13 protein-coding genes are annotated in these 12,531 nt (G+C 42.9%); all 13 read right to left on the bottom strand.

The annotated features are described in order from the left end of the window. A partial coding sequence (locus tag QM738_RS18375; protein ID WP_462278194.1) for a precorrin-2 dehydrogenase/sirohydrochlorin ferrochelatase family protein occupies positions 1–469 on the bottom strand: 469 nt, incomplete at its 3' end. Then, positions 470–1,465 (bottom strand): porphobilinogen synthase, encoded by a 996-nt coding sequence (gene hemB / locus QM738_RS18370; protein ID WP_462278193.1) that lies wholly within the window; start codon positions 1,463–1,465, stop codon positions 470–472. It abuts the gene before it with no gap. After that, entirely contained in the window at positions 1,462–2,703 is a 1,242-nt protein-coding gene (gene hemA, locus QM738_RS18365) for a 5-aminolevulinate synthase (protein ID WP_462278192.1), read from the bottom strand. Before hemA ends, hemB begins: the two co-directional genes overlap by 4 nt. 155 nt (positions 2,704–2,858) lie before the next feature. Then, complete coding sequence (locus tag QM738_RS18360) at positions 2,859–4,526, bottom strand: NADPH-dependent assimilatory sulfite reductase hemoprotein subunit (protein WP_462278201.1); 1,668 nt, start codon at positions 4,524–4,526, stop codon at positions 2,859–2,861. Positions 4,527–4,562: 36 nt separating this feature from the next. Next, on the bottom strand, positions 4,563–4,697 hold the full coding sequence (locus QM738_RS18355) for a hypothetical protein (RefSeq protein ID WP_462278191.1): 135 nt from the start codon (positions 4,695–4,697) through the stop codon (positions 4,563–4,565). Positions 4,698–4,886: 189 nt separating this feature from the next. Further along, the gene (locus tag QM738_RS18350) at positions 4,887–6,587 is read right to left on the bottom strand and encodes a diflavin oxidoreductase (RefSeq protein ID WP_462278190.1); all 1,701 of its coding nucleotides are present in this window, start codon (positions 6,585–6,587) and stop codon (positions 4,887–4,889) included. A gap of 81 nt (positions 6,588–6,668) precedes the next feature. After that, positions 6,669–7,448: a uroporphyrinogen-III C-methyltransferase gene (gene cobA, locus QM738_RS18345; RefSeq protein WP_462278189.1), complete on the bottom strand. Its 780-nt coding sequence runs from the start codon at positions 7,446–7,448 to the stop codon at positions 6,669–6,671. Between the two features lie 19 nt (positions 7,449–7,467). Beyond that, positions 7,468–8,382, bottom strand: coding sequence for a cysteine synthase A (gene cysK / locus QM738_RS18340; RefSeq protein WP_462278188.1), 915 nt, complete (start codon positions 8,380–8,382; stop codon positions 7,468–7,470). Positions 8,383–8,384: 2 nt separating this feature from the next. Beyond that, a complete protein-coding gene (locus QM738_RS18335) occupies positions 8,385–9,215 on the bottom strand; it encodes a serine O-acetyltransferase (protein ID WP_462278187.1) in 831 nt (276 codons plus the stop codon). Between the two features lie 6 nt (positions 9,216–9,221). Further along, entirely contained in the window at positions 9,222–10,463 is a 1,242-nt protein-coding gene (locus QM738_RS18330) for a sulfate adenylyltransferase subunit 1 (RefSeq protein ID WP_462278186.1), read from the bottom strand. A gap of 127 nt (positions 10,464–10,590) precedes the next feature. Then, the gene (gene cysD / locus QM738_RS18325) at positions 10,591–11,088 is read right to left on the bottom strand and encodes a sulfate adenylyltransferase subunit CysD (protein ID WP_462278185.1); all 498 of its coding nucleotides are present in this window, start codon (positions 11,086–11,088) and stop codon (positions 10,591–10,593) included. Next, positions 11,039–11,500 carry a sulfate adenylyltransferase subunit CysD gene (cysD, locus tag QM738_RS18320; RefSeq protein WP_462278184.1) on the bottom strand — a complete coding sequence of 154 codons (462 nt, stop codon included), beginning with the start codon at positions 11,498–11,500 and terminating at the stop codon, positions 11,039–11,041. Before cysD (QM738_RS18320) ends, cysD (QM738_RS18325) begins: the two co-directional genes overlap by 50 nt. Before the next feature lie 46 nt (positions 11,501–11,546). After that, entirely contained in the window at positions 11,547–12,281 is a 735-nt protein-coding gene (locus QM738_RS18315; RefSeq protein WP_462278183.1) for a phosphoadenylyl-sulfate reductase, read from the bottom strand. Positions 12,282–12,531: the final 250 nt, after the last annotated feature.

Here is a 12,531-nt window from a genome sequence, read left to right as displayed (position 1 = left end):
CAATATCAGAAGGGAAAGTATCGTTCAGCACTTCTTTAATGCGCTTGGCAATAGTAGGAGATTTGCCATTGGTGCTGATGGCTATTTTAAGATCTCCTTTTTTAACCACGGAACTTAAATAAAAATCGCACAACTCCGGTTTATCAGCCACATTCACCAGTATTTTTTTTGTTTTTGCATCTGCTGCAATACGGTTGCTGATGGCAGGATCGTTTATTGCAGCGATCACAATATCATGACCGGTAAGATCATCGCTGTCGTAAGCCTTTTCGATGAGTTGTATGTTAGGATAATTTTTGGCCAGTTCTTTTATGGCATCACAAACAGCAATTGCCACCAAGGTAACGGAAGTAGCAGGGGAGTTGGCAATAACGGCTTCCAGTTTTTCTGTACCCACATAACCGCCTCCTACAATGAGCAGTTTTAGATTTTCTAATTTTAAAAAAACGGGAAATAAATTATTGCTCATTTAATATTCAATTTTTTCAATCCATTCCTTTGCATGTCTTGCTGCATAAGAAATAATGATCGTAGCGCCGGCACGTTTTAAAGAGGTCCATATTTCTACATGCGCCTTATCCCTTTCAATGATATTATTTTGTGCCAGTAATTCTATACTTTGATATTCACCACTTACATGATAAGCAGCCAGCGGCCATTTTACTGCTTCGCTTAATTCATGCACCACATCCAGGTAGGGCAGGGCGGGTTTTACCATTACAATATCTGCGCCTTCTTCAATATCCCTGATAGTGGATAAGATCGCATCATTTTTATTGAACGGCGATGCCTGGTAAGATTTCCGGTCGTGTATACTGCAGTTATTGCCCGGTGTGCTTTTGCAGGCATCCCTGAAAGGGCCATAAAACTGCGAACTGAATTTTGCGGAATAACTCATGATTGCAATATCATCCAGTTGGTTCTCATTCAGGATATCTCTTATGGCACTGATCCTTCCGTCCATCATATCACTGGGTGCAATACAGTCTGCACCGGCCTTTGCCAGTTGCAGTGCATACCTCGCCAGTTCCTTCACCGATTCGTCATTCGATACTTTGTTGCGGGCCGCATTCAAAATACCGCAATGCCCGTGAGAAGTATAAGCGCACAAACAAAGATCCGCAGCTACCCAAACCGTATTGCCGAATTTTTTGCGTATCTCCCTTAAACCATTGATGATAAAATTATAATCGAAATTGCGCTCGCTTTTTTTAGCCGGCACGGGGAATAATAGAAATTTGCTGATGCCATTTTGCAGGTCATTTTCCATTTGCTGCAATAAAGATGTTAATGTATCAGAGTTAATTTCGTGTAAGGATGACAGTGGTGTCTGTGTGCTTATGTTTTCATCTAAAAATAAGGGTTGGATAAACTCTTTGTGGTTCAGCTGCACATGGGCTGCTAATTCACGGATATGTTGGTTGGCCCGGATCCTGCGCCTGTTGGTATAATAAAAATCGTTCAAGGGTGCTCCTGTTGCTTTAATTGTGGCAGATCGTTTTTATTCAACAACTGCATCACCTGTCGTAAACTTTCAGCAAGGTAAGCCATTTCGGCTTCGTCATGTTTTACAGTAACTGTTATCCGCAGGCAGGCCGCGCCTTTTTTTACCGTAGGATAATTCACCGGCTGAAGGTACAATCCAAAATCCCTTAATAATGTATCAGCTGCCTGTTTACAAACCGTTTCGTTACCAATAGTTATCGTGGTGATATGCGAATCGTTTGTATTAAAGTTAATATTTTGTTCTTTAAGTTTATTACGCAGCAGGCGTATATTTTTATGGAATTTATCCCTCCATTCATGTTTCCCGCTCAATAATTCAATGCTTTTGGTAGCGGCTGCACATACGGCCGGAGGCAACGAAGTGGTGAAGATAAAACCACTGCCAAAGCTCCTGATGGCATCCACAATCGATTGGCTGGCGGCAATATACCCACCGATAACACCAAAACCCTTTGCCAGGGTACCATTAATGATATCTATACCCCCCTGCAGGCCCAGTTGCGATGAAATGCCACCGCCATCTTGTCCATATAAACCTACAGCATGTACTTCATCAATATAAGTAAGGCAATTGTATTTTTTAGCCAGCAATACGATCTCTTCTACCGGACCAATAGTGCCACTAATAGAATAGACCGATTCAAAAACAATGATCTTCGGCCTTTCTGCAGGCAATGCTTTTAAAATATCTTCCAGGTGCTGTGTATCATTGTGATGGAAGATGATCTTTTCGCAACCACTGGCCTTCATGCCTTCTATCAATGAAGCATGATTTTCTTCATCTGAAATAAATACTGCATCCGTAAATAATTTACCCAGCGTGCTTAATGCAGTAAGGTTGGCAAGATAAGCACCCCCAAACAACAGTGCTGCTTCTTTTTTATGTAACTGCGAGAGTGTTTTTTCGAGTTCTTTATGATAGATCGTAGTACCGGAAATATTGCGGGTACCACCACTGCCGGCGCCGCTGCGGTGCGAAATAAAATTCAGTTTACCGATCACATCTTCATTTACGCTCATGCACATATAATCATTGCTGCACCAGTTCACCGCCATTTTTTTTTCGCCCATTTCATTCTCGTAATAAAAACGGGGAAAATGCTGGGCGCTTTTATTCACGTCTAAAAAATAACGGTAGCTGCCGCTTTCTTTCAGCGCATCAATTTTTTGTTGTAGTATGTTGTTGTAGTCGAACATTATTTGTTGTAACAGATGGCAATACCTTTTATACCTGTCGCTTACTGCGGTCGGTGGAGACACCGACCACGGAAGACAGCAACCACGGAAACCCTCCACCCATGGTCGGTGTCCCACCGACCATACCCCTCCATCATAGGGCATGCCGCCATCACTTAATAAAACTTCCTGTGCGTAAAATCACCAAATCTTTCCCCATCATTCCTTTCACTTTTAAAGGTAGCAAATAAGCCATCCAGTTCGGTTAATATTTCCGTTTCATCCAGGTTTTCTTTATACAGTTTATTCAACCGCTGCCCTTCATGATCACCTGCCAGGTGCAGGTTGTACCTGCCCGGCGCTGTGCCGATTAAACCTATCTCTGCCGCAGCGCTGCGTCCGCAACCATTGGGGCAACCCGTCATGCGTAAAATGATATCTTCTTTATCCAGCGTGTTCTTTTGTAATAAGGGTTCTATCTTATCCAGCAATTCCGGTAAATAACGCTGTGCTTCCGCCAATGCCAGCGGACAAGTGGGCAATGCCACACAGGCAATAGCATTTTTGCGTACTGCAGAAGCATTGTCCGTATGTTCAATTAATTTAAAATCCTGTAATAACTGATCGATCGCAGGTTTATCGGCTTCAGCAACATCACTGATAATAATATTCTGGCTGGCGGTAAATAAAAAACTGCATTTGTTGGTTTTAGCAATTTCCAGCAGCGCTGTTTTCATCGCCAGCTTTTCATCGTCCAGCACACGGCCATTCTCTACATACAAAGTATAATACCAGCGGCCATTGGCAGCTTTATGCCAGCCGTAATAATCTAAGCGTTCATTGAAGGTAAATGGTTGGGCTGGCTCCAGTTTAAAACCGGTTCTTTTTTCTACTTCTTCCTTATATCTTTCAACCCCCAGTTTATCAACGGTGTATTTTAAGCGGGCCAGCTTGCGGTCGCTGCGGTTACCAAAATCCCTTTGCACGGTTACCACTTCATAGATGGTTTTCAACACTTTTTCTTCAGTATCTGCAAAGCCGATCACGGTTGCCAATCTTGGATAGGTTTCTGCATTGCCATGTGTTGCAGATAAGCCACCGCCAATGGCAATATTGAAACCTTTTAATTTCCCTTCTTCAATAATTGCTATTAATGCAAGATCATTGATCAATACATCCACTTCATTATTGGGCGGAATGCCGATGCCGATCTTGAATTTTCTTGGTAAATACCGGTCCTGGTACAAAGGATCAACTTCTTCATTCTTATCCGCAATTTTTTCATCGCCGATCCATATTTCATAATACGCTTTTGTTTTAGGAAAAAGTAAGTCGCTGATCTTTGAAGCATACGCAAATACCTCCGCATGCAAAGGCGATTGTACCGGGTGCGATGCACAGGTTACATTGCGGTTGATATCACCACAGGTGGCAATAGAATCTAAATGTGCTTTGTTGAAAGCGCTGATGGTAGGCTTGATCTTTGACTTTACAATACCATGCAATTGTATTGTTTGCCGGGTGGTGATCTTGATGACACCGGTTGAATTATCATTGGCAATGGCATTGGCGGCGATCCATTTATCGGCGCTGATAGCACCGCCCGGCAACCTTAAACGGATCATGAAGGAATATAAACGGTCTAATTTTTTTTCCGCCCGTTCTTCTCTTCTGTCACGGTCATCCTGCTGGTACATACCATGAAATTTGATCACGGCCTGGTCATCTTCCCGGATGGCACCGGTGATCTCATCGGTCAAACTTTCTTTGATCGTTCCTCTCAAACCATCACTGGATGTTTTAATTCTTTCTACTGCGGATAATTTATTCTTATCGGACATGATTTTATTTGTTTTTCTGAGCCGGGCTGCGAAGCTTTATTAATCTTCATTGGCCAGTTTATCCCGCAATAGCTGGACACTCTTGTACTGTATATCTTTATTGAACTTTAATGATGTTTTATTGATGGTGTTTTGCAATTCAACTGTCACCCCTACGGGGCTCTCTAAACCCATTTCATTTTTTTGGTCTACCAACGTGTCCCTCCTATGGAGCTGAATACAATTATTTTAGTCTTCGCCATAATCTCCGCTGATATCTCCTCCATTTCCCTCTCCTGCAGGAGAGGATAGGTGAGGTCTCTTCGCTTCGATCAGTTCCCCCGGAATTTATCCCGCCCCAGGCGGGAGGGGGCTAGGGGGCGACTAATACACATCCTTCTCATACCTTCCCGCTTCCTCCAAATGCTCTAAATATTTTTTTGCTTCTGCTTCATTTTTATTGCCGTATTGCTGAATGATCTGCAGCAATGTATTTTCCACGTCCGTGCTCATCGGGTGTTTTTTACCGCAGATGAAAAATGAAGCGCCGCCTTCCAGCCATTGGTATAGTTCTGCTCCCTGTTGCAGCATTTTGTGCTGTACATAAATTTTCTCGTGCTGATCTCTTGAAAAAGCAAGATTAATTTTTGTTAACACACCGGTCTCAAACCAGTTCTGTATCTCGGTCTGGTATAAGAAATCAGTTTCAAAATGCTGATCGCCAAAGAACAGCCAGTTCCTGCCGCTGGCACCGGTGGCATCCCGCTCTGCTAAAAAGGAACGGAAAGCTGCAATACCGGTACCAGGCCCTACCATGATGATATCTTTATTTTCTTCGGGTAGCCGGAAACGTTTGTTGGGCTGTACAAAGAACTGTTGTGTGCTGTTTAACTTTAATGCACTTAAATAATTAGAGCATAAACCAAACCTGCGCTCATCATTAACGGTGTACACATCTTTTACCACCACGATATGTACTTCGCCATTGTGCGCAGCAGGTGCTGAAGCTATGGTGTACAATCTTGGAGAGATCGCATTCAGCGTAGTTAATATTTCTTCAAACTGCGCCGCATTTTTTACCGGATATTTTTTTACCAGGTCCAACAGATCGGCTCGGCCGGCTGGAACTGCATGACCAGTTGCAGCAGCATACAATTGCACCAAACGCTCTGTTAAGTGTACAATATTTATTTTTCTCTTCAGTAATTCGTAGATGGTGAATTTTTCTTTTTTAAATTCCAGCGATTTATTACCATCTATGTTGGTAATAGCGATGATATCCGTTACCACCTGTGAATCATTTTCTGCTAAAATGCCGATAGAATCACCGCACTGGTATTCCACACCATCGGCTTCAATTTCTATATGGTAAGTTTCCTTGCTGGAACCACGGTCGTTTAAATTTATTTTGCTTACAATTTTACCGCTGTATACCTGTTTGCCTTTTTTTGCAGCAGGAGCTGTTACAGCAGTTGAAGCGGTTGCAGGGGTTGTTTTAGTAGCAGTGATATTTTTGATAACCGAACTGAACCAGCTGCTGGCTTCTTCATCATATTCCAGGTCGCACTTTTGCAAGGGCACAATACGGTTACCACCCAGTTTGTTCAGTTGCAGGTCTACATCTTCACCGGTCTTGCAAAACAAAGGATAAGAAGTATCACCTAATGCCAATACACCATACTGTAATTTTTCTAACTTAAAACCATTGTTATGTATATGATCGTAGAATTTTTTTGCAGCAGCAGGCGGTTCTCCTTCGCCATGTGTGCTTACAACAGCGAGTAAATATTCTTCTTTGGTAAGATCTGTTAAGCGGTATTGATCCATACCCACCACTTTTGCATGCACATGATGTTGTTTTGCTTTAGCCGCAAAATCAGTAGCCAGCCTTTTTGAATTACCGGTTTCAGTTCCGTATAATATCGTGATCTTTTTAGCGGCAGTATTGGCGGCGGGTTCGGGTGTTGATACGGTGAATTTATTTTTTACAATACCATTCAAATAACCATTCATCCAGAGCAGTTCATCATTGTTGGAGTTTTTGATCAGTTCTTCCAGTACTTTTAATTTTACCTCAGCTAACATTGCTGTATTTTTTGTTTCCCCTGTCTTTCCGCCTGGGCGGGATGAGTTCCGGGGAGGTTAAGAAGTTGGTGTTATGGTTTTTCAAACGATCGGGTCAAAATACAATTCCCTGCTGCCGGAATTCTGTTGCCATGCAAACTGCTGGTGCAGCGCCACCACTTTTCCTATGATGACGATGGTAGGCGATGCAAAACTTTTGCCCTTCAATGTTTGATCGTACTCGTATACGTTTGCAATAGAAACATTTTGCAACGGCGTGGTAGCCTGTTCTATCACAGCCACTAATTTGCTGCTGTCAATTTGCTGCTGCACTAAATTTGCGATCACTGTTTCCAGCACTTCACTACTCATATAAAATACCAGTGTATCATCCGTGGCAGCTAATTCTTTCCAGTATTCAGTTGTAAAATTGTCCGTTTTATAACAGGTAAGAAACCGCACCGAAGTACTGTAGCCCCTGGCAGTAAGGGGTATGCCAGCATACGCCGACGCACCAGAAGCCGCAGTGATACCCGGTATGATCTCATAAGGAATATTGTTTTCTGCCAGCACCTGCAGTTCATCCAGCACATTGCTGAAGAAGGCAATGTCGCCGCCTTTTAAACGCACCACTAACTTTTCCTGCAAAGCATATTTTACCAGCAACTCATTGATCTCTTCCTGCGGTACCGAAGCAGCAGCATTATTTTGTTTGCCTACAAAAATTATTTCAGCATCTTCCTTTACATATTTGTTCAGGATGTTCTTGCTTACCAGCCGGTCGGCCAATACCACATCTGCCTGTTGCAGGTAACGCACCGCTTTAATGGTGATCAGTTCTGGGTCGCCACAGCCGGCTGCAGCTAAAATAACTTTACTCATATACTAAGCATATTGTTGGTTATTGAAACAATCCTTCTATTGATAAATATCTTTCACCCGTATCGTAATTAAACGTCAATACTTTTGATCCCTTCGGTATATCACTTATTTTTTTTGCCACTGCTGATAGCGATGCACCCGTTGATACACCTACCAATATCCCTTCCTCTTTGGCTGCTCTTTGCGCATATGCATACGCTTCGTCTTTGCCTACCTGTACAATACCATCCAAGATCGAAGTGTTTAAAATGGAAGGCACAAAGCCTGCGCCAATACCCTGCAATGGGTGAGGGGAGGGAGCGCCACCACTTAATACCGGCGATAACTCCGGCTCCACTGCAAATACTTTAAGGCCGGGCCATTTTACTTTCAGTATTTCGGCAACACCAGTGATATGTCCGCCTGTACCAACACCGGTAATGATATAATCCAAACCGTCCGGAAAATCGTTTAATATTTCCAAAGCAGTTGTCTTACGATGTACTTCACTGTTGGCGGGATTATCAAACTGTTGTGGTATCCATGCGTTGGCAGTGGCTGCTGCCAGTTCGTTGGCTTTTTCAATAGCACCTTTCATACCTTTTTCACGGGGCGTTAAAACAAATTCAGCACCGTATAAACTCATCAGTCTTCTTCTTTCAATGCTCATACTTTCGGGCATTACCAAAATAATTTTGTAGCCCTTTACTGCTGCCACCAGTGCCAGGCCAATGCCGGTATTGCCACTGGTAGGTTCTATGATTACGCTCTCCTTGTGCAGCAAACCTTTGTTTTCTGCATCTTCTATCATGGCTAATGCAATACGGTCTTTGATACTTGCACCGGGATTATTTCTTTCCAGTTTTATCCATACTTCATGATCACTACCAAACAAACGGTTGATACGCACATGCGGCGTATTGCCAATGGTTGCTAAAATATTTGCTGCCTTCATCTTTATATAAAATAGTTATGCGGTTCTTCGAATGTTTTTTTATCCTGTATGCTGATATCTGCCTGCTGTGTTACAATTGAAAATGGTTGTACTGCTTTGGTGAGCCATACATTACCACCAATTACACTGTCGTGCCCCACAATGGTATTGCCGCCCAGTATAGTGGCATTGGAATAGATCACTACATTGTCTTCAATAGTAGGATGACGTTTTTCGCTCGCTTTTTCTTTTTGTACACTCAATGCACCGAGTGTAACACCCTGGTAAATTTTTACATGATCACCAATAACGGTTGTTTCGCCAATAACGATACCTGTGCCATGATCGATTGAAAAATAAGCGCCGATAGTTGCTGCAGGGTGAATATCGATACCCGTGGCGCTGTGTGCATATTCGCTGATAACACGGGGCAACAAACGTATCTGCTGCTGCTGCAACTGGTAAGCAAAACGGTGGGCTGCTATAGCAAAAAATCCCGGATAAGCGATCAACACTTCATTGATATCTTTAGCAGCAGGATCTGCTTCAAAAATAGCCTGTGCATCCAGTAACAATTTTTGGTACAGTCCCGGTATCGCATTGAAGAATAAAGAAGCCTGCTCCACGCTGTAGATAGTATCCTGCTCTACAGAATACAATAACAACTGCAATTGTGTTTCCAGTTTTTTTAACTGCGACTGTACTTCAAATTCATTGTTGTCCACCTGGTCTTTACAAAGAAATAATGCTTCAAAAAGATGATGCACAAAATTGCGGGCACCTGTAATATCAGGCAGCGAGCAACCCTGCTGCTTTTTAAAATTCACTACCGATTGAAAGAATGACTTGTTCATAAAAAATTATTGAAATAATACTGCTGCCACAGTAGCATTACTTGTTTCGTCAATTAATATGGCTGCACCGTTGCTGCGGTTGCTCTTATATGCATCGGCTGCAATGGGCGCTGCTGTTTTTATAGAAGCCCTCACGATCTCGTTCAGTTTTACCTGCTGTACCTCTTCAATATGTTCCAGGCTGTTCACATCAATTTTATACGCCAAATTTTTGATCACTGTTCTTACTGTACGGTTATTATGTTGCAGCAAATATTTATTGCCACTCTGCAAGGGCTTTTCATCCAGCCAGCAGAACAATACGTCTTTTTCATTGCTTACAGTAATTGCATCGGCAGCGCTTATAATGGAATCGCCACGGCTGATATCAATATCATCGGTCAACAACAGCGTTACACTTTGTGGTGCAAATGCTTCTTCCACTTCCACGCCGGCGATCTCAATTTTATCAATGGTGGTTTCAATATTAGCGGGCAATACTTTTACCTTGTCACCTTTTTTATATACGCCGCTGGTGATCTTTCCTGCATAACCCCTGTAATCGTGCAAAGCTTCTGTTTGAGGGCGCAATACATACTGCACCTGGAAACGGGTATCGGTATGATTGATATCGTTGTCTATTTCTATTTCTTCTAAAAACTGTAGCAAGGGTTTGCCTTCGTACCAGGGTGTTTTTTCTGAACGTTCCACAATATTATCGCCATGCAATGCACTCAGCGGGATATAGGTCACGTCTTTAATGCCCAGTTGCTGTGCCAGCTTGCTGTATTCTATCACGATGTTGTTGAACACATCCTGCGAATAATCCACCAGGTCAATTTTATTTACTGCCACTACTACGTGAGGTAAGCCTAATAATGAAGTAATGATACTATGGCGGCGGGTTTGTTCCACCACGCCCTGCCTTGCATCTATCAATACAATCGCCAGATCAACATTGCTGGCACCGGTGATCATGTTGCGGGTATACTGCACATGGCCGGGTGCATCGGCAATAATGAATTTTCTTTTATCGGTGCTGAAATAACGGTAAGCCACATCAATGGTAATGCCCTGTTCCCTTTCGGCACGCAGCCCATCGGTCAACAAAGCAAGATCGATCTCACCATTGTCCTTATTCTTCGTGCTCTTCTCGATCGCTTCCAGGTGATCAGCCAAAATATTTTTACTGTCATACAATAAGCGACCAATCAATGTGCTTTTACCATCATCAACACTACCTGCGGTTATAAATCTTAAAATGTCCATGTTGCCCCTGTCCCCTAAAGGGGAACTTAGTTTGTATCAGTATTTGTAAAAAGTGAAATACTGATGGTTATAAATTATTATTTCAATTATAAAAGATCTGCATTTTCTCCCCTTTAGGGGCCGGGGGCTAAAAATATCCTCCCTTCTTCCTGTCCTCCATCGCCGCTTCCGTTACCTTATCATCAATCCTTGTTTCGCCCCTTTCGCTGATACGGGTTACTTTAATTTCATTCACTACTTCATCCAGCGTGGCAGCAAGGCTTTCCACGGCAGCAGTACAGGTCATATCACCCACGGTTCTGTAACGCACCTGTTTTTTTACGATCACATCTGTTTCATCAATTCTTATAAAGGGTGATACGGCGATCAATTGTCCTTCGTGTTCTATCACTTCTCTTTCGTGCGAAAAATAAATAGAAGGCAAAGGAATATTTTCTGCACGGATATAATTCCATACATCCAGCTCCGTCCAGTTGCTGATGGGGAACACCCGTACATTTTCTCCTTTATGAATTTTACCATTGTAGATGTTCCAAAGTTCTGGGCGTTGCAGTTTGGGATCCCACTGTCCAAATTCATCTCTTACAGAAAAGAATCCTTTCCTTGGCCCTTGCTTTTTCTTCATCCCGCCTGGCGCCGCCAATACAGGCATCAAAACCAAACTCTTCAATGGTGTCGAGCAGGGTATAGGTCTGTAACCAATTGCGGCTCGCAAATTTTCCTTTCGGTTCGGTCAGGCTTTTTTTCTTAATGGTGTCTTCCACCTTGCGCACAATTAAAGTAGCGCCCACTTCTTTCGCCAGCCAGTCGCGGAATTCCAGCGCTTCAGGAAAGTTGTGGCCGGTATCAATGTGTACCAATGGAAAAGGTATCTTGCCCGGTGCAAATGCTTTTTTTGCCAATTGCACCAGTGTGATGGAATCTTTGCCACCGCTGAAAAGCAACGCCGGTCTTTCAAATTGCGCCGCCACTTCGCGGAAGATATGGATGCTCTCTGCCTCCAGCTGTTCTAAATAATTCAATGTGTACTTGCTCATATTTCTATTAGTCTATTAGTTTAGTAGACTGCTGTTTAAAAATTTTTTAATGCCCTGCGGCCGTGGTTTCATGTACATGCAAACCACATTCCTTTTTATCCGCATCTTCCCACCACCAGCGTCCTGCGCGGAAATCTTCGCCGGGTTTAATGGCCCGGGTACAGGGTGCACAGCCAATACTTACAAAACCTTTATCGTGCAGGGGATTGTAAGGTATGTAATTGGCGTTGATATATGCTTTGACTTCTTCCGTCGTCCAATGTAAAAGAGGGTGAAACTTAATGATTTGGTTGGCTTCGTCCCATTCTATTATTGGCAGATCGTGCCGGTTGGCCGAATGTTCGGCCCGCAAACCGGTTATCCATACCGCATTACCGGCCAGCGCCCGCTTTAAAGGCTCTACTTTACGTATAAAACAGCATTGTTTCCGGTTGTCCACCGATTCGTAAAAAGAATTGGGGCCATTGTTTTCAATAAAGTCCTGCAAAGCATCCGCCTGCGGGTAATAGGCCTTTATTTTAGTGTTATATTTTTCGTTGGTGCTGTTCCATACCGAATAGGTTTCGGCAAAAAGACGACCGGTATCAAGGGTGAAGATCTTTACCGGCAGCTGGTTGTTCAATATATCATGACTGATCACCTGGTCTTCGTAGCTGAAGCTGGAAGAGAAGGTAACCTGCCCGGGATATTGCTGTGTAAGGAACCGGATCGCTTCCACAGCGTTTAGTCCACTAAGCTGGTAGAGTAATTGAGATATATTATTTTTGAGTGTAAGAGACATTTTTAAGCATGATTACAATTGGAAAATGATGATTACAGTGGGTCGCTACAGCAACCTGCAGTTGTGCAACAAATGCACTTACACATTATGGAAGATATATAGAGCATAGCGTAAAGTCTATATGATTGGTAGACAAAGATACTGTATTATTCCTATCAGCCCTCAAATATTTGCCTGCACCCGTATTTTTAGATAAATATTAATAAACCCTGTTAAAAACCATGAAAACCGGCAACATTTTTTTATGATA

Origin of the sequence: Ferruginibacter sp. (assembly GCF_049840995.1) — a bacterium.
GTDB lineage: Bacteria > Bacteroidota > Bacteroidia > Chitinophagales > Chitinophagaceae > Ferruginibacter.
Note: the sequence above shows the minus strand (reverse complement) of the source record. Positions and strands in the feature narration are given on the sequence as shown.